This is a genomic window from Micromonospora sp. WMMA1976 (assembly GCF_027497335.1).
Lineage (GTDB): Bacteria > Actinomycetota > Actinomycetes > Mycobacteriales > Micromonosporaceae > Micromonospora > Micromonospora aurantiaca.
The window spans coordinates 4,485,686-4,511,350 of sequence record NZ_CP114912.1 but is presented as its reverse complement, the minus strand read 5'-3'; the positions used below and the strand labels follow the sequence as shown (position 1 = coordinate 4,511,350).

The window sequence follows — 25,665 nt, the reverse complement described above, 5'->3', positions numbered from 1 at the left end:
GCGGCAAGGGTAGCCAACCGGCCGCGCCCGGTGCACATCACGGGTGCACCGGGCGCGGCCGGACGAGTGAACGGGACGGTCAGGGACGCTCGACGTGCGCGCCGAGGTCGGCCAGCTTGGCCTCGAAGTCCTCGTAGCCACGGTTGATCAGGTCCACGCCGTACACCCGGGAGGTGCCCTCGGCGGCCAGCGCCGCGATCAGGTGGCTGAACCCGGCACGCAGGTCCGGGATGACCAGGTCGGCGGCGTGCAGCTTGCTCGGCCCGGCGATCACCGCGGAGTGCTTGAAGTTGCGCCGGCCGAAGCGGCACGGGGTGCCGCCGAGGCAGTCCCGGTAGACCTGGATGTTGGCGCCCATCGTGTTCAGCGCCTCGGTGTAGCCGAGCCGCTGCTCGTAGACCGTCTCGTGGACGATCGACAGGCCCCGGGCCTGGGTGAGCGCGACCACCAGCGGCTGCTGCCAGTCGGTCATGAAACCGGGGTGCACGTCGGTCTCCAGCGCCACCGCGTTCAGCTCGCCGCCCGGGTGCCAGAACCGGATGCCGCCTTCCTGGCCCGGGCTGCCGCCGCGCGGCGGGCGCAGGTCGGTGACCTCGTACTCGCCACCGACCGACCGGAAGATGTTCAGGAAGGTCATCATGTCGGCCTGCTGGGCACCAAGCACCTCGACGTGACCGCGGGTGGCCAGCGCCGCCGCCGCCCAGCTGGCCGCCTCGATCCGGTCCGGGATCGGCCGGTGGGTGTAGCCGTGCAGCTTCTTGACGCCCTGGATCTCGATCACCCGGTCGGTGTGGACCTTGATGATCGCGCCCATCTTCTGCAGCACGCAGATGAGGTCGATGATCTCCGGCTCGACCGCCGCGTTGCGCAGCTCGGTGACGCCCTCGGCCATCACCGCGGTGAGCAGCACCTGCTCGGTGGCGCCCACGCTCGGGTACGGCAGCGCGAACTTCGTGCCGTGCAGCCCGTTCGGCGCGGACAGGTGCAGCCCTTCCGGGGTCTTCTCGACGGTGGCGCCGAACTCACGCAGCGCCTGGAGGTGGAAGTCGATCGGGCGCGGGCCGATGTGGCAGCCGCCCAGGTCGGGGATGAAGGCGTGGCCGAGCCGGTGCAGCAGCGGGCCGCAGAACAGGATCGGGATCCGGCTGGACCCGGCGTGCACGTTGATCTGGTCGGTGCTGGCGCTCTCGACGTTCGAGGGGTCGAAGACGAGTTCGCCCTCCTCCACGCCGTCGCTGACCTTGACGCCGTGCAGGCCGAGCAGACCGCGGACCACCTCGACGTCACGGATACGCGGCACGTCGAACAGCCGGCTCGGTGTGTCGCCCAGCAGGGCGGCCACCATCGCCTTGGACACCAGGTTCTTCGCGCCGCGCACGCGGATCCGCCCTTCAAGCGGAGTGCCTCCGTGTACGACCAGGACGTCGTCGGTCAACGCAACCTCCAGCGCGTTGGGTGCTGCCGTGTCTAGTGATGGGTGCACGAAGTTCATCGCTACCCGGAACGCGGTCATGGAAAAACGGGCCGCGTGTGTCGTCGCCCCGGCAGCATAGCCCTCCGTGACGGGAATGGAATCGGTCACATCGCCAGCGAGGGCACGAACCGGGGTGTCCGGTGCGTTTCCGTGCCAGCGGGGTCACCGACGGTGATCAGGCTCCCGGAAGGGCGAGCATCTGGTCCAGCGCCGACCGGGCGTGTCGGGCGGTCTCCGGGTCCACCGTGATCTGGTTGACCACGCGCCCGGCGACTAGTTCCTCCAACGCCCAGACCAGGTGCGGCAGGTCGATCCGGTTCATCGTCGAGCAGTAGCAGACCGCCCGGTCGAGGAACATGATCTGCTTGTCCGGGTGGGCCAGGGCGAGCCGGCGCACCAGGTTCAGCTCGGTGCCGACCGCCCACGCCGAGCCGGCCGGGGCCGCCTCGATCGTCCTGATGATGAACTCGGTCGAGCCGACCAGGTCGGCGGCGTTCACCACCTCGTGGCGGCACTCCGGGTGCACCAGCACGTTCACGCCCGGCACCCGCTCGCGGACGTCCTTGACGCTGTCGAGCGTGAACCGGCCGTGCACCGAGCAGTGGCCGCGCCACAGGATCATCTTCGCGTCCCGCAGCTGCTCCGGGGTCAGCCCGCCGTTCGGCTTGTGCGGGTCGTAGAGCACGCAGTCGTCCAGCGAGAAGCCCATCTCCAGCACGGCGGTGTTGCGGCCGAGGTGCTGGTCGGGCAGGAACAGCACCTTGCGGCCCTGCTCGAAGGCCCAGTCCAGGGCCCGCTTGGCGTTCGACGAGGTGCAGACCACGCCGCCGTTGCGGCCGACGAAGCCCTTGATGTCCGCCGAGGAGTTCATGTACGTCACCGGCACGGTCTCGGCCGCGATGCCCAGGTCGGTGAGCGTGTCCCACGCGGCCTCGACCTGCGACAGCACCGCCATGTCGGCCATCGAGCAGCCGGCGGCGAGATCGGGCAGGATCACCTTCTGCGCGTCCGAGGTGAGGATGTCCGCGCTCTCCGCCATGAAGTGCACGCCGCAGAAGACGATGTACTCCGCGTCCGGGCGCGCCGCCGCCTCCCGGGCCAGCTTGAACGAGTCGCCCGTCACGTCGGCGAACTGGATCACCTCGTCGCGCTGGTAGTGGTGGCCCAGGACGAACACCTTCGTGCCGAGCGCGGCCTTCGCGGCGGCGGCGCGGGCCACCAGGTCGGGGTCGCTCGGCGCGGGGAGATCACCCGGACACTCCACGCCACGTTCGGTGGCGGGGTCGCTGCCGCGGCCGAGGAGCAGCAGCGCCGTGGCGGTGTTGGACGGCTCAACCCAGGTCGAAGTCACGACCCCATGGTCCCACAGCGCGCCCGCGCCGCAGCCGCCTCGGATGTGGCCTGCCACACTGCTGCGCATGCGCGTGCTGCTCTGTCCGGACAAGTTCGCCGGCACGCTGCCGGCCCCCGACGTGGCCGCCGCGGTGGCCGACGGCTGGCGTGACGTGGCCCCCGGCGACGACCTGCTGGCCCGGCCACTCGCCGACGGCGGACCGGGGTTCGTCGACGTGCTCGCCGGAGCGCTGGGCGGGCGCCGGGTGCCGGTGCCCACCGTCGACCCGCTGGGCCGCCCGGCCGCCGGTGAGATCCTGCTCACCGACGACGGCACGGCGTACCTGGAGAGCGCCCAGGCGTGCGGACTGCACCTGCTCACCGCCGCCGAACGCGACCCGAAGGCGACCACCTCGTACGGGCTGGGGCTGCTCGTGGCCGCCGCGGTCGAGGCGGGCGCGCGGACCGTGGTGGTGGGGCTGGGCGGCTCGGCCACGAACGACGGCGGCGCCGGGATGCTCGTCCCGCTGGGCGTCACGCCGCTCGACGGCGCCGGCTGGGCCCTGCCGTACGGCGGCGCGGCGCTGGCCGAGGTGGCCGCGCTCGACGGGGAGCCCCGGCTGCGCGGCACGACGCTCGTCGCCGCCACCGACGTCGACAACCCGCTGCTCGGGCTGCACGGCGCGAGCAGCGTCTTCGGCCCCCAGAAGGGCGCCGACCGGGCGGACGTGCTGCTGCTGGACGCCGCGCTGACCCGCTGGGCGGAGGTGCTGACCGAACGCCTGCCCGGCTGCCCGTCCGGGCTGGGCGCGCTGCCCGGCGGCGGCGCCGCAGGCGGCCTCGGCGCGGCGGTGCTGGCGCTCGGCGGCCGGTGCGAATCGGGCATCGGCCTGGTCACCCGCGCGGTGAAACTGGACGCCGCGCTCGACGCCGCCGACCTGGTGATCACCGGCGAGGGCTCGTTCGACCACCAGTCGCTGCGCGGCAAGGTGGTCGCCGGAGTGGCCGGGGCCGCCCGGGACCGGGGCGTGCCCTGCGTGGTGCTGGCAGGACGGGTGAGCACCGGGCGACGGGAGGCCGCGGCAGCAGGCGTCACCGAGGCGTACAGCCTGGTCGAGCACTTCGGCGGCGAGGAACACGGGGGAGTGGAGGCGGCGATGACCCGCCCGGCCGAGGGGCTGCGCGCACTCGGCGCCCGCCTTGCCCGGCAGTGGAGCCGCTGACCGGTTCCGCTGGTCACGCCGCCGGGTGGCGGCGCCGGAGGCGGCGTACGATCGAAAGACGGACCACACCGGGAATCACTGGCGGACGTGCGGCGTTGGCCAGGACGTCCGGACCTCATACCGCGCAGGGAGACTTCCACGTGACCACGCCAGCGCAGACCGAGTCGACCGAGGCCAAGGCCCCCAGCACCGTCGTCCTCACCGACGTCGCGGCGCAGAAGGTCAAGGCCCTGATCGAGCAGGAGGGCCGCGACGACCTGCGGCTCCGGGTCGCCGTGCAGCCGGGTGGCTGCTCCGGCCTGCGGTACCAGCTGTTCTTCGACGAGCGCTCGCTCGACGGTGACGTCGTCACCGACTTCGACGGTGTCGAGGTCGTCGTCGACCGGATGAGCGCCCCCTACCTGGCCGGCGCCACCATCGACTTCGCCGACCGGATCGACGCCCAGGGCTTCACCATCGACAACCCGAACGCGGGCAACTCCTGCGCCTGCGGCGACTCCTTCAGCTGAGTCGACGACCGACCGGCAGCGGCGGGCCGTCCCGGGTGGGGCGGTCCGCCGCTTCGTCGTACCCCAGGGGTGTGACGCCCGGATGTGCGCTGATCGACCGGTTGGTGACCGACCGCCGTCCGTCCGGTCCGGGGGCCGGTAGGCTGACCGCGCCGTGCTCCCGACCCCGAGGGTTGACATGAAGATCGCCGTGACCGGCTCGATCGCGACCGACCACCTGATGAGCTTCCCCGGCCGCTTCGCCGATCAGCTCATCGCCGACCAGCTCGACAAGGTCTCGCTGTCCTTCCTCGTCGACGAACTGGTGCTCCGGCGTGGCGGCACCGCGGCGAACATCGCCTTCGGCATGGCCCAGCTCGGCCTGCGCCCGGTGCTGCTCGGCGCGGTCGGCGCCGACTTCGCCGACTACCGCTCCTGGCTGGAGCGCCACGGCGTCGACTGCGACTCGGTGCACGTCAGCGAGATCGCGCACACGGCACGCTTCGTCTGCACCACCGACACCGACATGTGCCAGATCGCCTCCTTCTACGCCGGGGCGATGAGCGAGGCCCGCAACATCGAGCTGGCCCCGGTGGCGCAGCGCCTCGGCGGGCTGGACCTGGTGCTGGTCAGCGCCAACGACCCGGCCGCGATGATCCGGCACTCCGGCGAGTGCCGGGACCGCGGCTACGCCTTCGTCGCCGACCCGTCGCAGCAGCTCGCCCGGATGGACGGCGCGGACGTGCTCGGCCTGATCGACGGCGCCGACTACCTGATGACAAACGAGTACGAGAAGTCCCTGCTGCAGAGCAAGGCCGGCCTCTCCGACGAGCAGCTGCTGGACCGGGTCAAGGTGCGGGTCACCACGCTGGGCAAGCAGGGCGTGGAGATCGCCGGTCGGGAGGTCGGCACGATCCGGGTGCCGATCGCGCGGGAGATCCAGGCGGTCGACCCGACCGGTGTCGGCGACGGCTTCCGGGCCGGCTTCTTCGCCGCGCTCGACTGGGGCGTCGGCCTGGAGCGCGCGGCCCAGGTCGGCTGTCTGCTGGCCACGCTCGTGCTGGAGAACTTCGGCGGCCAGGAGTACGAGGTCCGCCGCGACCTGTTCGTGAAGCGACTCGCCGAGTCGTACGGTGACGCGGCCGCCGAGGACGTCCGGCCGCACCTGCTGTGACCGGCCCGGCCGGCGGGGTGGACCCGGAGGTCCGCCCCGGCACCGGCGGCCCGGTCCTCGTCGCGTTCGCCGGGCTGCCCGGTGTGGGCAAGACCACCCTGGCCGCCCGGGTCGGCGCCGCCCTGCGCGCCCCGGTCCTGCCGGTCGACCCGGTCGAGCGGGCCCTGCACCGCTACGGCCTCACCGGCGACGTACCCGGCATGGCCGCCTACGGCGCGGTCGCCGGGCTGGCCGAGGTGCAGCTCGGCCTGGGGCTCAGCGTGGTGGTCGACGCGGTGAACCCGGTCGCCAGCGCCCGAGGGCTCTGGCACGACGTGGCCGAGCGGGCCGGTGTGCCGCTGCGGGTGATCGAGGTGCACTGCGGCGACGAGGAGGAGCACCGCCGCCGCGTCGAGGCCCGCCCGCCCGAGGAGCACGGCACCTGGGAGCAGACGCTGCGCCGCCGGGCCGAGTACGAGCCGCTGATCGGCCCGCGCCTGGTGGTCGACACCGCCGTGGCGGCCGACCCGTTGCCGGGCATCCTCGCGTACCTGCGCTAACCGCTCACCCGGACGTCGTAGGCGGGGCCGGGGTGCGCGTCGAGGAACTCGTGGCCGCGCATCCGGCACCACGCCGGGATGTCGACGGCCGCCGCCGGGTCGTCGGCCAGCACCCGCACCACCGCGCCGGCCGGCAGGCCGGGCACCAGCCGGGCGAGATTGATCACTGGCAGCGGGCAGCGCTGCCCCCGGCAGTCCAGCACCTCGTCCGGCTCGCTCACAGTGCCGTCTCCGTTCCCGACTGCGGGGCTCGCAGGAGCGGCTCACTCCTCGCGCTCACAGGTCCGTCACCCCTGCTTCCACCCGCAGGTCCGCCACGATCCCGGGCAGCTCGGCCAGGAACCGCTCCACGTCCGCCTCGGTGGTCTCCCGGTGCAGCGACACCCGTACGTTGCCGTGCGACAGCACCCCCATCGCCTCCAGCACGTGTGACGGGCGCACCGTCGACGACGTGCACGACGAGCCGGAGGACACCGCGAACCCGCGCCGGTCCAGCGCGTGCAGCAACGCCTCGCCGTCCACGTACAGGCAGGAGAACGTCACCAGGTGCGGCAACCGGTCCACCGGGTCGCCGACCACCTCCACGTCCGGCACCTCGGCCGCCACCCGCGCCCGGATCCGGTCGACAAGCGGACCCAGCCGGGCCGCCTCGGCCGCCGCGTCGGCCGCCGCCGCGCGCAGGCTCGCCGCCGCCGCCACCACCGCCGGCAGGTTCACCACCCCGGGGGTACGTCCCGACTCCCGCTCGTCGGCCGGGTAGGGCGACTCCCACCGGGTGCCCTTGCGCACCACGAGCAGCCCGACGCCGGGCGGCCCGCCCCACTTGTGCGCGCTGGCGCTCAGCACCGACCAGCCCGCCGGCAGCGGTGCCCGGCCGGCCAGCTGCGCCGCGTCCACGTACAGCGGTACGCCCGCCTCGGTGCACGACTCCGCCGCGGCGGGCACCGGCTGCACCGTGCCCACCTCGTGACTGGCAGCGATCAGCGCGGCGAGGGCCACGCCGGGCGCGGCCACCGCCGCCGACCAGGCGTCCAGGTCCAGCCGGCCCGACCGGTCCACGGGTACGGACACCGCCGTGCCGCCGGCCGCCGTGTGCCGCTGGGCGGCGTGCAGCACCGCCGAGTGTTCGATCGCCGAGTGCACAAGCGTCGCCCCGGCCCGCCGGCGCCCGGCCAGGCCACCGAGTACTGCGGCGTGCGCTGCCGTCGTACCGCTGGGGGTGAAGGACAGCTCGTCGGCGCGGACGCCGAGCGTCTGCGCGGCGGCCTCCCGTGCGGCGTCGAGGAGCTGGCGGGCCCGGCGGGCCGCCGAGTAGAGCCGGGCCGGGTCGGCCCAGCCGTCGTCCAGGGCGGCCAGCATCGCCTGCCGCGCGACCGGATGCAGCGGCGCCGCGGTGGCGGCGTCGAGGTAGACCGGGGAGGCGCTCATGGGGTTCCACGCTATCGCCCGGTTACGCCCAAGATCCCCCCGATGGGGGTGGACAGCGACCCCAAGACGGCCTGGCCGGTCATGGTCGAGTAATCTGCGACCGTCGGTGACGCCTTTGCCGTCGGTGTCAAGGAGAACAACCGCCGCGGCGCGCTAGGGAGGCAGGACCAGGTGGTCGCAAGGAGTTCGGAGGTACGGCGCTCGGCCGTACGGCACAGCGCTTCCCCGGGGGCCGGTGGACGCCGGCGGCGTGGTGCTGGTCGAATCGCCGGGCTCGGTCTCGGCGCGGCGGCGCTGCTGGTCTCGCTCACCGGCTGTGACGTCGGCAAGACGTTCGGCGGGTTCGGCTGGCCGCAGGGCGGCATCACGCCCGAGTCGCACCGCATGTACGACCTGTGGATCGCGTCCTGCATCGCGGCGCTCGCCGTCGGCGTGTTCGTGTGGGGCCTGATCTTCTGGTGCGTGGTCCGCTACCGCAAGCGCGGCAACGAGCTGCCGGTGCAGACCCGCTACAACCTGCCGATGGAGTTCCTCTACACCATCGCGCCGATCCTCGTGGTCTCCGTGCTCTTCTACTACACGGCGGTCGTGCAGACCGACGTGAACAAGGAGTCGAAGAACCCGGACGTCACCGTCGAGGTCGTCGCGTTCAAGTGGAACTGGCAGTTCAACTACCGCGACGGTCAGGGCCCGGAGGCCAACACCGTCGCCTCGGTGCTCGGCACCAGCGAGGTCATCCCGGTGCTGGTGCTGCCCAGCGGCCGCTCGATCCGCTTCGAGGAGACCAGCCGCGACGTCATCCACTCGTTCTGGGTGCCGGAGCTGCTGTTCAAGCGGGACGTCATGCCGGGCAACGTGCGCAACACGTTCGAGGTCTCCAGCATCGACCAGGAGGGCGCGTTCGTCGGCCGCTGCGCCGAGCTGTGCGGCAGCTACCACGCCTTCATGAACTTCGAACTGCGGGTCGTGTCGCCGGAGAAGTACGACCAGTTCCTGGCGGCCAAGAAGGCCGGCAAGTCGACCCAGGAGGCGCTCGGCGCGATCGGTGAGCCGGAGTACGCCACCGAGACGAAGCCGTTCGACACCCGGCGCGACGTGAACAACTTCAACCCGTCCGACGCGTCGGCCGGCGCGGGAAGCTGAGGGGTTCGGCATGAAGACCGAGTGGAAGATCTTCCTGACCATCGCCACGTTCCTCCTCGGCGCGACGATCCTCTACGGCGCCTGGACGTACGCCGACAGCGGCGGCCACGTCGAGTGGATCGGCACTGTGGCGCTGCTGCTGTCCTTCCTGCTCTGCGCCATGTGCGGCGGCTTCTTCTGGTTCGTCTCCCGCCGTATCGACCTGCGCCCCGAGGACCGGCCGGACGGCGAGATCGCCGACGGCGCCGGTGAGGTCGGCTTCTTCAGCCCGGGTAGCTACTGGCCGTTCGGGCTGGCGCTGGCCGCCGCGATCGCCGGTCTCGGCCTGGTGTTCTGGCAGTTCTGGCTGCTGGGACTGGGCCTGGTGGCGGTCGTCCTCGCCACCTGCGGGCTGCTGTTCGAGTACTACTCGGGCACCCGCCGCACCGCCGAGCACTGACCCGAAGCACAGTCGCAGGCCCGCACCCCCTCCCGGGGTAGCGGGCCTGTCGCTTTCCCCGTGCCTGCCCCGCGCGCCGTCCCCGCGCGCTGCCTGCGTCGATCATGAAGTTGACGGCACCGGCGGTCCCTTTTGTCCCCGCCAACTTCATGGTCACCGCCTGATGCGGTCAGCCTGGCGCTCTCCCGCTCACCTCCGACGCGCACTGCCTGGCTCACGCTGCGCTGTTCCATTCGCCGAAGAGCACCGTTCCACTCACCAGGACCACACGAGATCTTGGAAGGAAACGGCCTCCATGAGGGCCGTTTCCTTCCAAGATCTCGCCGCGCGCCGTGGCCCGAAGGGGCACGGCGCGGCTCGGGAGGAGCGTGGGCGGCTCGGGAAGGGCGAAGACGGGCGCCGAAGGGGTGGAGGTCAGGCGGCCTGGGGGTGGGATGGGCGGCGGGAAGCGCGGCGGCTCGCCAGGCGGGTCTCGCGGAACGTGAACGTGGCGATCACCACTGCCGCGCCGCAACCGGTGCAGATCAGCTCCGGGCAGTCGGCGCCGTGCCCGTCGCCGCACGGCGGCGCCTCGAACAGCACGACGCCCTCGCAGGTGTCACAGTGCAGCTCGCGGTCAGACACGGGTGGCTCCTCTCGCTCCGGGCATCGGCCGGGGCGGGAAGCCGCCGGTCGGTGGACCGAAGACCGAAAACGGATAGACCGAAAACGGAGAATAACTCCCGTGTAGTTTGGCACGCGGGTACGACAACAACGGCATCAGGCCGCGCGTGCCACCTCGAGCCAGCGGTCCAGCGCTGCCGCCGCGGCACCGGAGTCGACCGCCTCGGCGGCCCGGTCCAGGTTGGCCCGCAGCACCTCGTGCAGATCGCCGTCGAGCGGCCCCTGGGTGGCAAGCGCGACGGCGGCGTTGACCAGCACCGCGTCCCGTACCGGCCCGGTCTCGCCGGCGAGCAGGCGCCGGACCACGTCGGCGTTGTAGACCGCGTCCCCGCCGCGCAGGTCGGCCAGGGTGGCCCGGGGCACACCGAGGTCCGTAGCGTCCAGCACGGCCTCCGTGACGGTGCCCTGCTGCGCCACCCAGACCCGGGTGGGGGCGCCGGTGCTGAACTCGTCCAGGCCGTCCTCGCCGCGTACCACGATCGCGGAGTCACCCCGGGCCGCGAACACGGCGGCCATCACCGGGGCCATCCGCTTGTCGAAGCAGCCCACCGCGCCCGCACGGGGCCGCGCCGGGTTGGTCAGCGGGCCGAGGAAGTTGAACGCGGTGGGTACGCCGATCTCGCGCCGGACCGGGCCGGTGTGGCGCATGCCGGGGTGGAAGCGGGCGGCGAAGCAGAAGCCGATGCCGGCCTCGGTCACGCAGCGGGCCACCTGCTCGGGTGCCAGGTCGAGGGGTACGCCGAGCTGCTCCAGCACGTCGGCGGTGCCACACGAGGAGGAGGCGGCCCGGTTGCCGTGCTTGACCACGCGGACCCCGGCCCCGGCGACCACCAGCGCGGCCATGGTGGAGATGTTCACCGTGTGGGCGAGGTCGCCGCCGGTGCCGACCACGTCCAGCGCGCTCGCGCGTACGTCCTCGGGCAGGTGCACCGGCACCGCGCGGGTCAGCATGGTCTCGACCAGGCCGCCCAGCTCGGCGGGGGTCTCACCCTTGGTGCGCAGCGCCACGGCGAACCCGGCGATCTGCGCCGGGGTGGCCGAGCCGGCCATGATCTCGCCCATCGCCCACGCGGTGTCGGCGGTGGAGAGCTCCTCGCCGCGCAGCAGCGCGTTGAGCAGAAGCGGCCAGGTCCGTTCGCCCATGACGGGCCTCCCGAGCGGCGTGAGGAATGCGGTTGGGGCGCGCCACGGCCGCGTCGCCGTGGCGCGCGAAGACCGGCGGGGTCAGGCTGCGGCGTGGGTGCGGCGCAGCAGCTCCGCCACGGTGCTGCCGGCGACCACCGGGTCCAGCGGGTGGGTCAGCGTGGCGTCGACCTCGGCGTACGCGGCCAGCCAGCGGTCGGCGGCGCGGGCGAGCACCACGCAGGTGGGCGGCGCGTCGTCCCGGTCGTCCTTGATCTGGCGGGCGATGCCGATGCCGCCGCCCGGGGTCGCCTCGCCGTCGAGCAGGAGCAGGTCGATCTCGTAGTCGTCGACCAGCCGGATGCAGGCGTTGTAGTCGTCGGCCTCGACGAACTCGATCTCGAGCCCGGGCGCCGGCCGGGTGCCCACGGCGAGCCGCATCCGGTCGCGGACCTTCGGGTCGTCGCTGTAGAGCAGGACGGTGCAAAGACGATCGCTCATCGTGACGTGGCTCCCACCTCGTAGCTGCCCGCTGATCGTAGCGGTCGTCACATCCGGGCTGTCGCCCCGCCCGGCGGGCTCGGGGCGTACCCCGGAACGGGCCGTCAGGCGCTCGTCTCCGCGGCGCGCTGGCGGGCCTCCTGGCGGTCCAGCTCGCGGTCGAGCCGCCGGGCCTCGCGCTCGGACTGCTTGACCCACTGGACGACCAGGACGGCGAGCATGGTGACGCTGACGAACTCGCCGCCGGCCCACAGGATCCCGCCCGCGACCACCTGGTCGTTCCAGGGGTCGGACCAGGACAGGTTGAGCGACGGGTACCAGTCGCCGCCGAACAGCGTGGTGCTCTGCATGATGGTCAGGCCGAGGACGGTGTGGAACGGCACCGAGAGCAGCATGAGCAGCGCGCGGCCCGGGTACGGCCAGCGGCCGGGCAGCGGGTCGAGGCCGAGCAGCGGCCAGAAGAAGACGCAGCCGGTGGCGATGAAGTGCGCGTGGACCAGCTCGTGCGCCCACTCGTGGCGCAGGGTGAACTCGTAGAGGTCGGTGAAGTACAGCGCGAACGGGTTCACCACGAAGATGGCGAACGCCACAAGCGGGAAGCTGTAGATCCGGATCACCTTGCTGTGCACGATCGCGAGCAGCCGCTTGCGGGGCCGTGCCGGCAGCGTGCGCAGCGCCAGCGTCATCGGGGCGCCGAGCGCCAGGAAGATCGGCGCGATCATGGACAGCACCATGTGCTGCACCATGTGCACCGAGAGCAGCGCGGTGTCGTACGCGCCGAGGCCGGTGAGCGTGACCAGGGCGATGCCGCCGAGGCCCGGGCCGAGGAACGACACGGTACGGATGACCGGCCAGCGGTCGCCGCGCAGCCGCAGCCGGTGCACCCCGTAGAGGTAGAGGCCGGCGGCCAGGACGATGCCCAGCGTGAGCCAGCTGTCCAGCCGGGTCTCCGTGAACACCCGGGTCACGGTGAACGGCGGCGGGGCGCCCTCGCCTCCCGCCGCCAGCGTCGCCGGAACAGCCGAGGTGACGGCGCGGATCTGATCGACGTGCAGCACGCTTTTCAGGGTAGGTCAGGCGAAGCGGACCACCACGATCGGGCCACGGAAGGGCCGGGTTTGCCACCCCGCTGATCGTCGGTCCCGGTCAGGGGCAATAATGACCGCGTGACTGCGGCCCCAGCCATTGACAAGAGCCGGATCCACTCCCTGACCCGACCCAACATGGTCAGCGTCGGGACGATCGTGTGGCTCTCCAGCGAACTCATGTTCTTCGCGGCGCTGTTCGCGATGTACTTCTCCATCCGCGCGGCGGCGCCGGAGCAGTGGGAGAAGCACACCGAGGTGCTGAACATCCCGTACGCGACCACGTTCACGGTGATCCTGGTGCTCTCCTCGATCACCTGCCAGATCGGCGTGTTCGCGGCCGAGCGCGGTGACGTCCACGCTCTGCGCCGGTGGTTCACGATCACCTTCGTGATGGGTCTGATCTTCGTGCTCGGTCAGCTGAACGAGTACCGGACCCTGGTGCACGAGGGTGTGAAGATCAACGAAGACGGTTACGGGTCGATGTTCTACCTCACCACCGGCTTCCACGGTCTGCACGTGACCGGCGGTCTCATCGCCTTCGTGATCTTCATGATCCGTACCACGATGGGCCGGTTCACCCCCGCCCAGGCGACCTCGGCGATCGTCGTGTCCTACTACTGGCACTTCGTGGACGTCGTGTGGATCGGGCTCTACGCCATGATCTACTGGCTCCAGTGATCTTGGCGCGTCACGAACCGCGCCGCTGCTCCGTCCCCTGAGACAAGGTCCAACCGGTTAAGGACACAGGTCATGACTTCTGACAACGACCGCCGACGCGGTCTGCTCGCGCGGCTGCGCGGGCGGCCCGTAGCGCGCAGCAGGGGCCGCCGCCGGCTGGGTGCCGCGGTCCGGCTGTTCGCCGCGCTGATGCTGGCCGGCGGTGCCTACACCGTCTTCGCCCCCGGCGTGCAGGCGCAGGACAACCCTCCGTTGACCGCCGCAGGCAACGAGGGCAAGGCGCTGTTCGACGTGAGCTGTGTGACCTGTCACGGTCGCAACGCCCAGGGCGTCGAGGGCCGCGGTCCGAGCCTGATCGGCGTCGGAGCGGCCTCGGTGGAGTTCCAGGTCAGCAGCGGTCGCATGCCGATGGCCCGGCAGGAGGCCCAGGCCATGCGCAAGCCGCCGCAGTTCACCGACGAGCAGGTGCGCCAGCTCGGGCAGTACATCCAGGAGCTCGGCGGCGGCCCGGAGGTCCCCAACGGCGACCTGCGTGAGGGCGCCAACCTGTCCACCGGTGGTGAGCTGTTCCGGATCAACTGCTCGCAGTGCCACGCCTTCAGCGGCGGCGGCGGTGCGCTGTCCTCCGGCAAGTACGCGCCGAGCCTGGCGCCGGCCAGTGACCGGCAGATCTACGCCGCGATGCTGAGCGGCCCGCAGAACATGCCGGTGTTCGGCGACAACCAGATCACGCCCGAGGAGAAGGCGGACATCATCGCCTACATCCAGGAGACGCTGAAGCACGACGGCGACCCGGGCGGCTTCAACCTGGGCCGCTACGGCCCGTCGACCGAGGGTCTCGCGATCTTCCTGGTCGGCATCGTCGCGCTGGTCTTCGCGAGCCTGTGGATCGCGGGCAAGTCGTGACCGGACGGATCAATGCTTCCAGTGCTGTGGCGCCGGCCCCCGGCGTCACCCGTAGCGAGGTGACGGCATGAGCACCCACACCGAGCACCAGGCCCAGCAGGGCCCGGAGCCGCTCGACGTGAACGACCCCCGGCTCTCCCGGTTCGACATCGTCCAGGAGGGCGCGCGGCGGGACGACATCGAGATCGTCCACTACGAGCCGCAGGTGGTCCCGGGCAGCAAGGCCGAGCGCCGGCTGACCCGCACGGTCGCCCTGATGTTCCTGCTGACCGGCGTCTTCGCGACGGCCTTCCTGGTGGTCTACATCTGGTGGCCGTGGCAGTGGGAGCCGGGTACCGGCGGCGACAAGCTCTACACGCCGCTGCTCGGCCTGACCCTCGGCCTCGCGCTGCTGGGCATCGGCTTCGGCATCCTGACCTGGGGCAAGAAGCTGCTGCCCAAGGAGGTCTCGATCCAGGACCGGCACGACCAGGCCGACGACCCGGAGGGTCGCAAGATCACCGGCGAGACCATGCTCTACCTGGCCGACGAGATGGGCGTACGCCGCCGGCCGCTGCTGGGCATCTCGCTGCTCGCCGGCCTGGCGCCGGTGGGCGCGGTGGCCGCGGCACCGCTGATCGGTGGCCTGATCGAGCAGCCGCACAAGAACAACCAGATGTTCACCACCGGCTTCCAGCCGGGCGAGGGCGGCAAGAAGATCCGGCTGATCCGTGAGGACGGCCGCCCGATCCGCCCGGCCGACGTCAGCGTCGGCGGCCAGCTGACCGTGTTCCCAGGCATCGACGGCGGCGTGAGCAACCTGCACGCCGACTCGCCCACCCTGCTCATCCACCTGCGGGAGGACGACGCGCAGAAGTCGCGCGCCGCGAACGAGCGCAAGGGCCACGGCGACTACATGTGGGGCAACTACGTCGCGTTCTCCAAGATCTGCACGCACGCGGGCTGCCCGGCCAGCCTCTACGAGCAGCAGACCAACCGCCTGCTCTGCCCCTGCCACCAGTCGCAGTTCCTCATCACCGACAACGCCAAGCCGATCTTCGGCCCGGCGAACCGGCCGCTGCCGCAGCTGCCGATCGAGGTGGACGAGGAGGGCTTCTTCGTGGCGAAGTCCGACTACACCGAGACCATCGGTCCCGACTTCTGGGAGCGGCCATGAAGCGCCGAAAGTTTGATGCGGCCGCGCTGCCGGCCAAGAGCGCGCGGGCGGTGGACGACCGCTTCCAGGTGGCCACGCCCCTGCGCAAGCTGCTGAACAAGGTCTTCCCCGACCACTGGTCCTTCCTGCTCGGCGAGATCGCGCTGTTCTCGTTCATCGTCCTGCTGCTCACCGGCGTCTTCCTGACGTTCTTCTTCGAGCCGGCTATGACCGAGGTCATCTACAACGGCAGCTACGCGCCGCTGCGGGGCACCCCGATGTCGGCCGCCTACGCCTCCAGCCTGGACATCTCGTTCGATGTCCGGGGTGGTCTGATCATGCGGCAGATGCACCACTGGTCGGCCCTGCTGTTCATGGCCGCCATCGTGGTCCACATGCTGCGGGTCTTCTTCACCGGCGCGTTCCGCAAGCCGCGTGAGACCAACTGGATCATCGGCTCGCTGCTGTTCTGGGTCGGCTTCCTGGCCGGCTTCACCGGCTACTCGCTGCCGGACGACGGCCTGTCCGGCACCGGTCTGCGGATCGCCTCCGCGATCATCCTGTCGATCCCGGTGATCGGCTCCTGGGTCAGCTCGTCGATCTTCGGCGGGGAGTTCCCCGGCACCATCATCATCAGCCGCTTCTTCATCGCCCACGTGCTGCTCGTCCCGGGTCTGCTGGTGGCGCTGATCAGCGTGCACCTCGGCCTGGTGTTCAAGCAGAAGCACACCCAGTGGCCCGGCCCCGGCCGGACCAACTCCAACGTGGTCGGCGAGCGGATGTTCCCGCGCTACGCGCTCAAGCAGGGCGGCTTCTTCATGGTCGTCTTCGGCGTGATCGCGCTGATGGGTGGCCTGTTCCAGATCAACCCGATCTGGCTGTTCGGCCCGTACGAGGCGTGGGTGGTCTCGGCCGCCAGCCAGCCCGACTGGTACGTCATGTTCCTCGACGGCTCGACCCGGCTCATGCCGGGCTGGGAGATCCACATCCCGATCGGCAACGGGTACGTCATCCCACCGTTGTTCTGGCCGACTGTGGTGCTACCCGGAATCCTGGTCGGCCTGTCGACGATGTATCCGTTCCTGGAGGCGCGCCGCCTCAAGGACTACAAGCACCACAACCTGCTCCAGCGGCCCCGGGACGTTCCGGCCCGGACCGCCGTGGGCGCCATGGCGCTCGCCTTCTACATCGTGCTGACCCTCTCCGGCGCCAACGACGTCATCGCGGACAAGTTCCACATCAGCCTGAACGCGATGACCTGGGCCGGCCGGATCGGCCTGCTGATCCTGCCGCCGATCGCGTACTACGTCACGTACCGGATCTGCCTGGGTCTGCAGCAGCACGACCGGGAGGTGCTGGCGCACGGCGTGGAGACCGGCATCATCAAGCGGCTGCCCGACGGCCGGTTCGTCGAGGTCCACCAGCCGCTCACCTCGGCCGACGGCCACGACGGTCACCCGCCGGCGCTGGACTACGTCGGCTGGGTGGTGCCGAAGAAGATGAACCGGCTCGGTGCCCTCGGCCCGGCGATCCGGGGCTTCTTCTACCCGATCGAGAAGCCGGCCGAGGCGCCGGTCTCGCCGGGGCACCCGCCGGTCGAGGCCCGGCCGGAGCGGGAGGAGATCGGCAGCGGCGAGAGCCGTCGCTGACCCTCCCCGGTACGACTGACAGTGGCGCCCGCCGGATCATCCGGCGGGCGCCACTGCCGTTTCCGCCCGGTCGTCCCGTTCCCTCCCGCGCACGCCGGGAGGCCGGTGCGCGGACGGCCGTCGCCCCCGACACGGACGGGTGGAATCGCAGGAATAACCCCGGTCAGCCGGGTATCCGTGCGGTCCGACGTCTCATGGGGGAGGAACGAATGTTGGGAATCAAACGCCTGGGCCTGCTGGCCGCGCTGGTGGTCGTGGGGCTGGCGCCCGCCGCCGCGTCGCAGGCTGCGGCGCAGCCGTCGACGCAGGACACGCAGTACCTGCAGGCGGTGCACCAGGTCAACCTGTTCGAGATCACCGCCGGTAACCTGGCCCAGCAGAAGGGTCAGAACCAGCAGGTCAAGGACCTGGGCAAGATGTTCGTGACGGACCACACCCAGCTGGACCAGACGGTGCAGTCGACCGCGCAGCAGCTCAACGTGCAGTTGCCGGCCGACCCGACCGCCGACCAGCAGAAGGTCCTGGACAAGCTGAACAACCTCAGCGGGGCCGAGTTCGACAAGGCGTGGGTGACCGCGCAGCTCGCCGGCCACGTCCAGGCGATCCAGGCCACCCAGACCGAGATCTCGCAGGGCTCGGAGCAGTCGGTGGTGCAGATCGCGCAGGACGCGCTGCCGGTCCTCCAGGCGCACTACGACGCGCTCGTGGCCCTGGCCCAGACCTTGGGCGTCCCGGTTCCGCAGACCAGCGCCAGCGGCACGCCCAGCCCGGGCGGCACCACGTCCCCGGGTGGCACCGAGTCGCCGGCTCCGGGCGGCACCGAGACCGAGGAGCCCGCTCCGGGCACCACGGAGACCCCGGTGCCCAGCCAGAGCTGACGTACCGCACGGTCCACGGTGGCCGGTCCGCCCGTGAGGGCAGGCCGGTCACCGGCTCGTGTCAGTCGGCGTTCGCCAGCCCGATCGCGAACGCCTCCTCCAGGTCGTGCTGGGAGTAGGCGCGGAACGCGATGTGCGACTCGGTGTTCAGCACGCCCGGCACCTTCGAGATGCTGCCGGCGATGACCTGGGCGATCTGCTCGAACTCCCGGACCCGGACCATGGCGATCAGGTCGACGTGCCCCGCCACCGAGTAGACCTCGCTGACGCCGGGCAGGTTGGCCAGGGTCTCGGCCACCTCGGGGATGGAGTCGGTGGCGCAGTCGATCAGCACGATCGCGGTGATCACGGGACGGTTCTCCGTTCGTCGGCGACGAGGCCCATGCTAGAGCCCGCGCCCCTCACCGCGCCGCCGGGACGGTCAGGTCGTCACCGGCCCGGATCACCTCGCGCAGGCGTTCCCCGGCCGCGACGCTCGCGCCGGGCCACACCACCGACCGGTCCACGTCGCCGTGCACCAGCGCCCCGGCGCCGACCACCGAGCCGGTGACCCGGCCGGTCACCGTCGCCGCCGGGTCCACCAGCCCGTCCGGGCCGGCCGCGTGCAGGTTGGCGGCCAGGTAGTCGGCCGGGGTGCCGGTGTCGTAGAACGTGCCTCGGTAGGGCACGACGGTGAGCGCCCCGGCGGCCTCCGCGGGCCGCCACACCGCCCGGACCAGGTCGCCGAACGTGGCCGGCAGGTCGCGGACCAGCCGCCACGGCAGCAGCGAGAAACCCACGAACTCGTGGCCGTCGAAGGTTCCGGGGGCGTGCGGGTCGTCGGCGGGCCGGCCGAGCAGGCGTACGCCGTGCCCGTCCCACCCGTCCAGCAGCGCGGCGATGTCCGGGCCGGGCGGGGCCTGCGGGTCGGACAGGTACGCGTCGGCGTTGCCGACCAGCACGCCCCGGCCGTCGATCCAGTCCCGCAGCCGGCCCACGCCCCCGGCGGTGCCCAGCGGGGCGTCCGGCTCGACCGACAGGTGGGCCCGTCCGCCGACCCGCGCGACCACCTGGTCGCCCAGGTAGCAGGCGTTCACCGCGACCCGCTCCGGGCCGGTCAGACCCAGCCCGGCCAGCCGGGCCAGCGCCCGGTCCAGCAACGGGACGTTCCCGACCGGGCAGAGCGCCTTGGGTACCCGCTCGGTGAGCGGGCGCAGCCGGGTGCCCTCACCCGCTGCAAGCACCACCGCGCACACCTCGACCCCCGGTGCCGCGGTGCCCGCGTACGGGGTGCTCACGCGGCCGGTGGGTGTTCGCCGGCGCGCGGGCCGATGCCGTAGTAGCCGAGCAGGTTGGCGGTGGCGCGGCTGAGCCGGGGCAGGTCGTCGAGCGGATGGAAGGCGGCCTCGAACACCTCGGCGCCGTCCACCTTCAGCTCGGTGGTCGACGCCGGCACCTCGGCCTCGAAGACGACGTCGACCCAGCCCTTGGCGTGCACCACCGCGTTCGGCACCGCCGGGCGCAGCGCGTCGGGGGACAGGCGGACGCCTGATTCCTCGTACAGCTCGCGGGCGGCGCCCACCACCGGGGCCTCGCCGCGTTGCAGCAGCCCGGCCGGGAGCGTCCAGCTGTAGCCGGGCGGCTGGCGCAGCAGCAGGATCCGGCCCGCGCCGGTGGCCTCCGTGTCCTTGACCAGCGTGACCGCGCCGACGACGTACTTCGGTACGGCCAGCCGGACCAGCCGCCGCCGCAGCGGGACCGGAAGCCGGTAGAAGATCTGGTAGCCGAGGGCCCGTCCGGTGGCACGCGCGCGGGGGATCATGTCGTCCAGGCTAGTGGTCCCGGCGCGGACCGGCTCCGTCTACTGCCTGTGGTCGACCAGATCGATCAACTGCTGGACCACCGTGTCCGGCTCGACGGTGCGGTCGAAGACCGCCACCAGCAGCGTCTCCAGGTCGGGGTAGCCCAGTTCCTCGGACAGCCGCAGCAGCGGCAGGTCGCTGGCCAGGCCCCGGTTGTGCTTGCGCAACGCCAGGCCGATCGAGGCCCGGCCGAGCCGGACCTTGTCGGCGATCGAGATGCCCGGCTCGGTGTGCTCGGCGAACCAGCGGTTGATCTGCATCTGGGCGTGCGGGGACTTCACGAAGCCCAGCCACTCCCGGCGCGGGCCGCGCGGGGCCACGTCCGCCTCGAAGCCGCTCTCCGCGTCGTTCTCGGTGAAGATCTCCACCACGTCGCCCTCCTCCAGTTCCGAGGAGAGCGGTGCCAGCCGGCCGTTGATCCGGGCGGCCAGGCAGTGGTCGCCGCGCTCGGTGCCCAGCTCGTACGCGAGGTCGACCGGCGTGGCCCCGGCCGGCAGCACGACCTGCCGCCCGTCGGCCACCACCTGGATCTGCGCCTCGGACAGGTCGCAGCGCAGCGACTCCATGAACTGGGTCGGGTCGACCGTCTCCTGCTCCCAGTCGAGCACCCGGCGCAGCCAGGCCAGCTCGTCCGCCCGGTCGGCGCCCCGGCCCGCGGCCCGGGGGAACCGGTAGTGGGCGGCTACGCCGTACTCCGCGGAGCGGTGCATCTCGGTGGTGCGGATCAGCACCTCGACGGTGCGGTCCTGCGGGCCGCAGACACTCGTGTGCAGGGATCGGTAGAGGTTGTTCTTCGGGGAGGCGATGAAGTCCTTGAACCGGCCCGGCACCGGCCGCCACAGCCCGTGCACGGCGCCCAGAGCGGCGTAACAGTCGGTCGCCGGACCGTCCACCACGATCGCGATGCGGGGCAGGTCGAACGGGGCGGCGTGGTCGCCGGCGACGGTGTCCTTCCAGATCGAGTAGAGGTGCCGGGGGCGGGGGGAGACGTCGGCGTCGACCCGGTTGCGGCGCAACGCCGCCCGGGTGCGCGCCACCACGTCGGCCAGGTAGGCGTCCCAGCCGGGCCGGTCGTGCACGAACCGGGCGATCCGCGCGTGCTCCTCCGGCCGCAGGTGCAGCAGCACCACGTCGTCCAGTTCGCGTTTGAGGGTCTGGATGCCCAGCCGGTCGCAGAGCGGGACCAGCACCTCCTGGGTCTTGCGGGCGATCCGCTCCCGGGAGGCGGCCGAGCGTACGCCGAGCGTCCGCATGTTGTGCAGCCGGTCCGCCAGCTTGATCACCAGCACCCGGACGTCCTTGCCGGCCGCCACGATCATCTTGCGGACGGTCTCCGCCTCGGCGGCCTTGCCGTAGAACGCCTTGTCGAACTTGGTCACGCCGTCGACCAGGTGGGCGACCTCGCGGCCGAAGTCCTCCTGGAGCGCCTGGAGCGTGTAGCGGGTGTCCTCCACCGTGTCGTGCAGCAGCGCGGCGACCAGCGTGATGGTGTCCATGCCGAGGTCGGCGCAGATCTGCGCCACCGCCAGCGGGTGGGTGATGTACGGCTCGCCGCTCTTGCGGAACTGGCCGCGGTGCATGTTCTCGGCGATCGTGTAGGCCCGGCGCAGTACCGAGGCGTCGGCGCTCGCGTGGATGCCGCGATGGGCGCGGACCAGTGTGGTGACCGGGTCGCCGTCGGCAGTGGGCCAGGTGAGCAGGGAACGCAGGCGGCGGGTGAGCGGTAGTTCGCCCTGGGCAGGGAGCGCGCCACCCAGGGCGGCGCCGTGTCCGGCGTCGACGTCCACCTGGGACACCTCCTCACCCCGGCCCTCGGCCACCGGGGACCGGCGGCCGGGAGCAGAGCCCGCGAATCGGGCAGGTCTGCACTCCTTTAACAGACTAAGGGAGTCGAGGTAGTCCGATCGGTCAGTTGGTCATGAGCGTTCGGTCGAGAGTTTGGCGGATCCGCCGTTCTCCGCCTTCGTCAGCAGGTCGCGGAAACGCCCCGCGCCGGCCACCGGCGAGGCCCAGCCGTCTGTCGTCTCGACCAGCCGGGTCTCCGGTCGTTCCAACCAGGACAGGATCCGCTCGGTCTCCTCGGCGGTGGCGGCCGGCACCGGGCCGTGCCCGGGCAGCACCGTCTCGGCGGTGGCCCGGATCGCCGCGATCGTGGGTCGCGGATGGACACCCGGCGGGGACACCCCGGCCCCGGCGAGCCGGCCGTGCCGCACCAGCGCCAGCTCCCAGCCACCCCGGGCGGCCGGGCGGGCGGCGGCCAGCTCGGCGATGCCGGTCAACGCGGCCAGCCGCTGCATCCGGACCGCCGCGCGCAGCACCGCCACCAGCCGGCCGCGCACCACCGCCGCCTCCTCGTACCGCCGGGCGGCCGACAGCACCTCGATGCGGGCGAGCAGCGCGTCCACCACCACACCGGGGTCGTCGCTGGTGGCGGTGCGGAACGGGGTCGCCGCCGCGTCGTCGTACTCCTCGGGGGTGATCCGGTGCTCGCAGGGCGCCGGGCAGCGACCCAGCTCGGCCAGCGCGCAGGCCGGCATGGTGGTGCGCCGGGAGAGCCGGTGCGTGCACTGCCGCAGCGGCACCGCGTCGTGGAAGCCGGCGGCGGCCAGCTCCGCCGCCTGCCGGGACCGGAACGGCCCCAGGTAGGCGGTGTCGGTGGGCGCGATGTCGCGCACGATCGACAACCGGGGGTACGCCTCGTCGGTGAGCTTCAGCCACACCTGGCGCTCCGGATACTTCGACCGGCGGTTGTACGGCGGCGCGTGCGCCGCGATCAGCCGCAGCTCGCGGACCTCGGCCTCCAGCGAGTGGGCGCACTCGACCGCCTCCACCCGCTCGGCGGCGGCGAGCATCTCGGAGATCCGGGCCCGCTTCTCCGCGGCGGTGAAGTAGCTGCGGACCCGGGTGGCGATGTCACCGGACGTGCCGACGTAGAGCGGCCGGTCGTCGGCGGCCCGGAAGATGTAGACGCCCGGCACCTTCGGCAGCCCGTCGGCGAGGTGCCGCTTGCGGCGCTGGGTGGGGGTGACCGCGCGGGCGAACTCGATCGCCTCGCCGACCGTGCCGACCCGGTGCCCACCGAGGCGGCCGATCAGCCCGTGCAGCACGTCGACGGTGGCCTTGGCGTCGTCGAGCGCCCGGTGGGTGGGCTGGGTCGCGGTGCGGAAGTAGGCGGCGAGCGTGCCCAGCTTGCGGTTGGGCACCTCGTCGCGGGTGAGCACCCGCCGGGCCAGCGCGGCCGTGTCCAGCACGCGGGGGTTGGGCCAGCGGTAGCCGTGCTTCGCGCAGGCCGCCTTGAGGAAGCCCACGTCGTACGGCGCGTTGTGGGCGACGAGCACGGCGTCGCTGATGAACTCCAGGAAGCTCGGGAGCACCTGCTCGATCGGCGGGGCGGGCAGCAGCATGGCCTGGGTGATGCCGGTGAGCACGGTGATGAACGGCGGGATCGGCACGCCCGGGTTGACGAGCGTGGCGAGCACGCCCAGCTCCTCGCCGCCGCGCACCTTCACCGCGCCGATCTCGGTGATCCCGCCGCCGTCCGGAGCGCCGCCGGTGGTCTCCAGGTCGACCACCACGAAGGTGGTCGCGTAGAGCGGCAGCGCCGGGTCGACGCCGCTGCCCGCCGGGTCCAGGCCGGCCAGCGACTCCTGGACGTACTCCGCTCGTGTCACCCGCGGGACGCTAGCGGCACGGTCCGACACTCCCGTCACTGCGGCCCCAGGAGATACCACGGGGGTACGATGAGAGATCGGCTCACTCACCGGGCGGTGGGCCCGTTCGGGGTGGGAGACTTGCCTCATGCCCCTCAGCGAGCCGTACGACGACCACTCCTCCGTGGAGGAGCCGGTGGTCGGCGTGCCCGCCGATGAGGACGCGCCACCGGCGATCGAGCCCGAGCCGGTGCTGCCCGAGCCGGTCCGGCAACGGATCGTCACGCTGACCGCCGCCGTGCTGCCCGGCCTGCCCGCCGACGAGGTGCCGGTGCCGCTGCGGCGGGTCGCCAAGTTCGCCCCCAACCGTCGTGCCCGCCTCGGCGCGCCCGCGATCGCCGCCCAGCTCACCGCCGACCCGCTGTTCCGGCAGCGGATCACCGCCCGGGTGCTCGCCGACGCCGGCGACCTCGGTGCGGCGGTGGTCGACGGCACCGCACCGGCCGCCGCCGACCCGGTCGAGGTGGCCGCCCTGGCCTACCTGGCCCGGCCCCGCGGCTGGCGGGACCTGATCGAGGCCAGCGGCGAGGCGGTACGCGCCGAGGCGGACAGCGCGGTCGTGGCCGAACTGGTCCGCGAGGCCGAACAGCGGGCCGCCCGCGCCGAGCACGACCGCGCGGTGGCCCGGGTCGAGGCGGAGAAGCTGCGCGACGAGCTGGCCCGGGTCCGGGAGGAGCTGGGTCAGCTCCGCGAGGAGGCCCGCCAGCTGACCCGTACCCTGCGGGAGACCCAGGCCCGCGAGCGCAAGGCCACCGAGATGCTCGCCACCGAGCGGGGACGGGCGGCCCGTGCCGCCGCCGACGCGGACGCCGAGCTGCGCCGCGCCCGGGCCCGGCTGGCCGAGGCGGAGGCCGCCGCAGGCGTGGCCCGGGCCAGCGCCAAGGAGGCCCGCTCGGTCGACGACGCGCGGCTGTGGCTGCTGCTGGAGACGATCGGCCAGGCCGCCGTGGGGCTGCGCCGCGAGCTGGCGCTCGACCCGGTGGACAAGCTCCCCGCCGACTTCGTCGCCGACGCGTTCGCCGAGCAGCCGGGTGCCGCCCAGGCCGGCCCGTCGACGCGGGCCCGTGACACCGACGACCCGGCCCGCCTCGACCAGTTGCTCGCGCTGCCGCGGGCGCACCTCGTCGTGGACGGCTACAACGTGACGAAGCGAGGCTTCGGCGAGATGTCGCTGGAGCAGCAGCGCAAGCGGCTGATCACCGGGCTGGGCGGGATCGCCGCGCAGACCGGGGACGAGGTCACAGTCGTGTTCGACGGCGCCGAGCGGATCCACGGACTGCCCCCGGCGCCGCGCGGCGTGCGGGTGCTGTTCTCCCGCAAGGGCGAGACCGCCGACGAGCTGATCCGCCGGCTGGTCCGCGCCGAGCCGGCCGGCCGGCCGGTGGTGGTGGTCTCCTCGGACCGCGAGGTCGCCGACGGGGTACGCCGGCACGGTGCGTACCCGCTGGGCGCCGACTCGCTGCTGCGGCGCCTGGCCCGGTCCTGAGCCTTCTCTCTCCCCCTTGATCGACTCCAGATCGGGGGAGTGGTGGGGTCGGACGCGTGCTGATCGCGCCACTTCGGCGTACTGGTTCTGCTTCGCGGCGGCTGCTGCCTCGTTGTCCGGTTCCGTCGTACCGGGGCGTTAGCGTCCTGGTGACCGACGGTGGTGGTTCCTTCCCCGAGCGCCACCGGCGACCCGTCAGGAGGCGTTGATGCTGATCGACTGCGACACCTGCGGCAACCGCGGCGCCGGCTGCTCCGGCTGCCTGGTGACCGCACTGCTCGACTCCGACCCGGCCGACCTGGGCCCGGCCGAGCACCGGGCGATCGAGGTGTTCGCGCGGGCCGGCTTCGAGGTGGACGTGCTGCCGTCGGCGCCCGCCGAGGCGCCGGCGCCGATGCCCCGCCGCCCCGGCCGTCGTCGCCGGGTCGCCTGACGCTGCCCGCTGCCCGCCGGCTTCCGCCTGCCGCTGAAGGAGGGCCGCCCCGGGGTGCTCGAGGCGTCCGTCGGGATCACCCCGTCCACCTTCTCGTCCCCAGCCCGGCAAGGGCCATCGATCTTGGAGTTGTGGTGCCCAGGATGTCCGGGTAGTCACGTTTGTCAGCCGCCACAACTCCAAGATCGGCGCGCGGGTGGGCTGGCGGCCGCGCGCGCGGGGCGGGGCGGGCGGGACCGCGTGGCGGGCACGGCGGTCCCGCTTGCGCGGCCGGGCAATAGGATGAGCGGTCACGGCGGGAGGGGGCGGGATGACGCGGACCGGGCACGACGGCG

The 25,665-nt window shown here is 72.4% G+C and carries 26 protein-coding genes; 13 read left to right on the top strand and 13 right to left on the bottom strand.

The features are described 5' to 3' along the window. Positions 1-79: 79 nt before the first annotated feature. Positions 80-1,435 (bottom strand): UDP-N-acetylglucosamine 1-carboxyvinyltransferase, encoded by a 1,356-nt coding sequence (gene murA, locus O7546_RS20580; RefSeq protein ID WP_135241354.1) that lies wholly within the window; start codon positions 1,433-1,435, stop codon positions 80-82. 214 nt (positions 1,436-1,649) lie between these two features. After that, positions 1,650-2,825, bottom strand: coding sequence for a quinolinate synthase NadA (gene nadA, locus O7546_RS20575; protein WP_194801151.1), 1,176 nt, complete (start codon positions 2,823-2,825; stop codon positions 1,650-1,652). Positions 2,826-2,868: 43 nt separating this feature from the next. Between nadA and O7546_RS20570 the strand changes: the two genes are divergently transcribed. The 4 genes from O7546_RS20570 (at position 2,869) to O7546_RS20555 (ending at position 6,230) form a co-directional block, all read left to right on the top strand. After that, positions 2,869-4,029 (top strand): glycerate kinase, encoded by a 1,161-nt coding sequence (locus O7546_RS20570; RefSeq protein WP_281599954.1) that lies wholly within the window; start codon positions 2,869-2,871, stop codon positions 4,027-4,029. A gap of 140 nt (positions 4,030-4,169) precedes the next feature. Next, on the top strand, positions 4,170-4,538 hold the full coding sequence (erpA, locus tag O7546_RS20565) for an iron-sulfur cluster insertion protein ErpA (protein WP_013287705.1): 369 nt from the start codon (positions 4,170-4,172) through the stop codon (positions 4,536-4,538). 178 nt (positions 4,539-4,716) lie between these two features. Further along, the gene (locus tag O7546_RS20560) at positions 4,717-5,691 is read left to right on the top strand and encodes a carbohydrate kinase family protein (RefSeq protein WP_194801153.1); all 975 of its coding nucleotides are present in this window, start codon (positions 4,717-4,719) and stop codon (positions 5,689-5,691) included. After that, the gene (locus tag O7546_RS20555; RefSeq protein WP_135241351.1) at positions 5,688-6,230 is read left to right on the top strand and encodes an ATP-binding protein; all 543 of its coding nucleotides are present in this window, start codon (positions 5,688-5,690) and stop codon (positions 6,228-6,230) included. The genes O7546_RS20560 and O7546_RS20555 overlap by 4 nt, the downstream gene beginning before the upstream one ends. On the opposite strand, the gene O7546_RS20550 is transcribed toward O7546_RS20555, so the two are convergent. Further along, the gene (locus O7546_RS20550) at positions 6,227-6,451 is read right to left on the bottom strand and encodes a sulfurtransferase TusA family protein (protein WP_194801154.1); all 225 of its coding nucleotides are present in this window, start codon (positions 6,449-6,451) and stop codon (positions 6,227-6,229) included. The genes O7546_RS20555 and O7546_RS20550 overlap by 4 nt on opposite strands. 55 nt (positions 6,452-6,506) lie before the next feature. After that, entirely contained in the window at positions 6,507-7,658 is a 1,152-nt protein-coding gene (locus O7546_RS20545) for an aminotransferase class V-fold PLP-dependent enzyme (RefSeq protein WP_194801155.1), read from the bottom strand. A gap of 171 nt (positions 7,659-7,829) precedes the next feature. On the opposite strand from O7546_RS20545, the gene coxB reads away from it, so the two are divergent. Both coxB and O7546_RS20535 read left to right on the top strand, forming a co-directional pair. Continuing rightward, the gene (gene coxB / locus O7546_RS20540) at positions 7,830-8,801 is read left to right on the top strand and encodes a cytochrome c oxidase subunit II (RefSeq protein WP_194801156.1); all 972 of its coding nucleotides are present in this window, start codon (positions 7,830-7,832) and stop codon (positions 8,799-8,801) included. Positions 8,802-8,811: 10 nt separating this feature from the next. Further along, complete coding sequence (locus O7546_RS20535) at positions 8,812-9,240, top strand: cytochrome c oxidase subunit 4 (protein WP_013287699.1); 429 nt, start codon at positions 8,812-8,814, stop codon at positions 9,238-9,240. A gap of 414 nt (positions 9,241-9,654) precedes the next feature. On the opposite strand, the gene O7546_RS20530 is transcribed toward O7546_RS20535, so the two are convergent. The 4 genes from O7546_RS20530 to O7546_RS20515 all read right to left on the bottom strand — a co-directional run bounded on the left by O7546_RS20530 (position 9,655) and on the right by O7546_RS20515 (position 12,566). Beyond that, complete coding sequence (locus O7546_RS20530) at positions 9,655-9,864, bottom strand: hypothetical protein (protein WP_194801157.1); 210 nt, start codon at positions 9,862-9,864, stop codon at positions 9,655-9,657. A 135-nt stretch (positions 9,865-9,999) separates the two neighbouring features. Continuing rightward, positions 10,000-11,046: an anthranilate phosphoribosyltransferase gene (gene trpD, locus O7546_RS20525; RefSeq protein ID WP_194801158.1), complete on the bottom strand. Its 1,047-nt coding sequence runs from the start codon at positions 11,044-11,046 to the stop codon at positions 10,000-10,002. An 81-nt stretch (positions 11,047-11,127) separates the two neighbouring features. Beyond that, positions 11,128-11,526, bottom strand: coding sequence for a hypothetical protein (locus O7546_RS20520; RefSeq protein ID WP_194801159.1), 399 nt, complete (start codon positions 11,524-11,526; stop codon positions 11,128-11,130). Positions 11,527-11,630: 104 nt separating this feature from the next. Further along, a complete protein-coding gene (locus tag O7546_RS20515; RefSeq protein WP_269698134.1) occupies positions 11,631-12,566 on the bottom strand; it encodes a cytochrome c oxidase assembly protein in 936 nt (311 codons plus the stop codon). A 126-nt stretch (positions 12,567-12,692) separates the two neighbouring features. Between O7546_RS20515 and O7546_RS20510 the strand changes: the two genes are divergently transcribed. The 5 genes from O7546_RS20510 (at position 12,693) to O7546_RS20490 (ending at position 17,860) form a co-directional block, all read left to right on the top strand. Further along, a complete protein-coding gene (locus O7546_RS20510; RefSeq protein ID WP_013287694.1) occupies positions 12,693-13,292 on the top strand; it encodes a heme-copper oxidase subunit III in 600 nt (199 codons plus the stop codon). A gap of 72 nt (positions 13,293-13,364) precedes the next feature. After that, a complete protein-coding gene (locus tag O7546_RS20505; protein ID WP_013287693.1) occupies positions 13,365-14,198 on the top strand; it encodes a cytochrome c in 834 nt (277 codons plus the stop codon). 67 nt (positions 14,199-14,265) lie between these two features. Further along, entirely contained in the window at positions 14,266-15,354 is a 1,089-nt protein-coding gene (locus tag O7546_RS20500) for a Rieske 2Fe-2S domain-containing protein (protein WP_194801161.1), read from the top strand. Further along, positions 15,351-16,982 (top strand): cytochrome b N-terminal domain-containing protein, encoded by a 1,632-nt coding sequence (locus tag O7546_RS20495; protein ID WP_194801162.1) that lies wholly within the window; start codon positions 15,351-15,353, stop codon positions 16,980-16,982. The genes O7546_RS20500 and O7546_RS20495 overlap by 4 nt, the downstream gene beginning before the upstream one ends. Before the next feature lie 209 nt (positions 16,983-17,191). Next, positions 17,192-17,860, top strand: a complete 669-nt coding sequence (locus O7546_RS20490; protein WP_120568762.1) for a DUF4142 domain-containing protein — start codon at positions 17,192-17,194, stop codon at positions 17,858-17,860. 61 nt (positions 17,861-17,921) lie between these two features. Here the strand turns inward: O7546_RS20490 and O7546_RS20485 are convergent, their stop codons facing one another. The 5 genes from O7546_RS20485 to O7546_RS20465 all read right to left on the bottom strand — a co-directional run bounded on the left by O7546_RS20485 (position 17,922) and on the right by O7546_RS20465 (position 23,372). After that, positions 17,922-18,209 (bottom strand): Lrp/AsnC ligand binding domain-containing protein, encoded by a 288-nt coding sequence (locus tag O7546_RS20485; RefSeq protein WP_013287689.1) that lies wholly within the window; start codon positions 18,207-18,209, stop codon positions 17,922-17,924. 52 nt (positions 18,210-18,261) lie between these two features. After that, entirely contained in the window at positions 18,262-19,137 is an 876-nt protein-coding gene (locus O7546_RS20480) for an NTP transferase domain-containing protein (protein WP_194801163.1), read from the bottom strand. After that, positions 19,134-19,661 (bottom strand): NUDIX domain-containing protein, encoded by a 528-nt coding sequence (locus O7546_RS20475; protein ID WP_194801164.1) that lies wholly within the window; start codon positions 19,659-19,661, stop codon positions 19,134-19,136. Before O7546_RS20475 ends, O7546_RS20480 begins: the two co-directional genes overlap by 4 nt. Before the next feature lie 39 nt (positions 19,662-19,700). Next, positions 19,701-21,488 (bottom strand): HD domain-containing protein, encoded by a 1,788-nt coding sequence (locus tag O7546_RS20470; RefSeq protein ID WP_194801296.1) that lies wholly within the window; start codon positions 21,486-21,488, stop codon positions 19,701-19,703. A gap of 129 nt (positions 21,489-21,617) precedes the next feature. Further along, the gene (locus O7546_RS20465; protein ID WP_145823167.1) at positions 21,618-23,372 is read right to left on the bottom strand and encodes a DEDD exonuclease domain-containing protein; all 1,755 of its coding nucleotides are present in this window, start codon (positions 23,370-23,372) and stop codon (positions 21,618-21,620) included. A gap of 127 nt (positions 23,373-23,499) precedes the next feature. Between O7546_RS20465 and O7546_RS20460 the strand changes: the two genes are divergently transcribed. Both O7546_RS20460 and O7546_RS20455 read left to right on the top strand, forming a co-directional pair. Next, positions 23,500-24,897 carry an NYN domain-containing protein gene (locus tag O7546_RS20460; RefSeq protein ID WP_194801165.1) on the top strand — a complete coding sequence of 466 codons (1,398 nt, stop codon included), beginning with the start codon at positions 23,500-23,502 and terminating at the stop codon, positions 24,895-24,897. Between the two features lie 208 nt (positions 24,898-25,105). Next, a complete protein-coding gene (locus O7546_RS20455; RefSeq protein ID WP_194801166.1) occupies positions 25,106-25,330 on the top strand; it encodes a hypothetical protein in 225 nt (74 codons plus the stop codon). The last annotated feature ends 335 nt before the right edge of the window (positions 25,331-25,665 follow it).

What these genes read in the sequence shown, in the direction of transcription:
- O7546_RS20570 (WP_281599954.1), top strand. Translation starts at nt 2,869, where the DNA reads ATGTGGCCTGCCACACTGCTGCGCATGCGCGTGCTGCTCTGTCCGGAC.
- O7546_RS20560 (WP_194801153.1), top strand. Translation starts at nt 4,717, where the DNA reads ATGAAGATCGCCGTGACCGGCTCGATCGCGACCGACCACCTGATGAGC.
- O7546_RS20545 (WP_194801155.1), bottom strand. Translation starts at nt 7,658, where the DNA reads ATGAGCGCCTCCCCGGTCTACCTCGACGCCGCCACCGCGGCGCCGCTG.
- O7546_RS20535 (WP_013287699.1), top strand. Translation starts at nt 8,812, where the DNA reads ATGAAGACCGAGTGGAAGATCTTCCTGACCATCGCCACGTTCCTCCTC.
- trpD (WP_194801158.1), bottom strand. Translation starts at nt 11,046, where the DNA reads ATGGGCGAACGGACCTGGCCGCTTCTGCTCAACGCGCTGCTGCGCGGC.
- O7546_RS20520 (WP_194801159.1), bottom strand. Translation starts at nt 11,526, where the DNA reads ATGAGCGATCGTCTTTGCACCGTCCTGCTCTACAGCGACGACCCGAAG.
- O7546_RS20505 (WP_013287693.1), top strand. Translation starts at nt 13,365, where the DNA reads ATGACTTCTGACAACGACCGCCGACGCGGTCTGCTCGCGCGGCTGCGC.
- O7546_RS20500 (WP_194801161.1), top strand. Translation starts at nt 14,266, where the DNA reads ATGAGCACCCACACCGAGCACCAGGCCCAGCAGGGCCCGGAGCCGCTC.
- O7546_RS20495 (WP_194801162.1), top strand. Translation starts at nt 15,351, where the DNA reads ATGAAGCGCCGAAAGTTTGATGCGGCCGCGCTGCCGGCCAAGAGCGCG.
- O7546_RS20490 (WP_120568762.1), top strand. Translation starts at nt 17,192, where the DNA reads ATGTTGGGAATCAAACGCCTGGGCCTGCTGGCCGCGCTGGTGGTCGTG.
- O7546_RS20475 (WP_194801164.1), bottom strand. Translation starts at nt 19,661, where the DNA reads ATGATCCCCCGCGCGCGTGCCACCGGACGGGCCCTCGGCTACCAGATC.
- O7546_RS20460 (WP_194801165.1), top strand. Translation starts at nt 23,500, where the DNA reads ATGCCCCTCAGCGAGCCGTACGACGACCACTCCTCCGTGGAGGAGCCG.
- O7546_RS20455 (WP_194801166.1), top strand. Translation starts at nt 25,106, where the DNA reads ATGCTGATCGACTGCGACACCTGCGGCAACCGCGGCGCCGGCTGCTCC.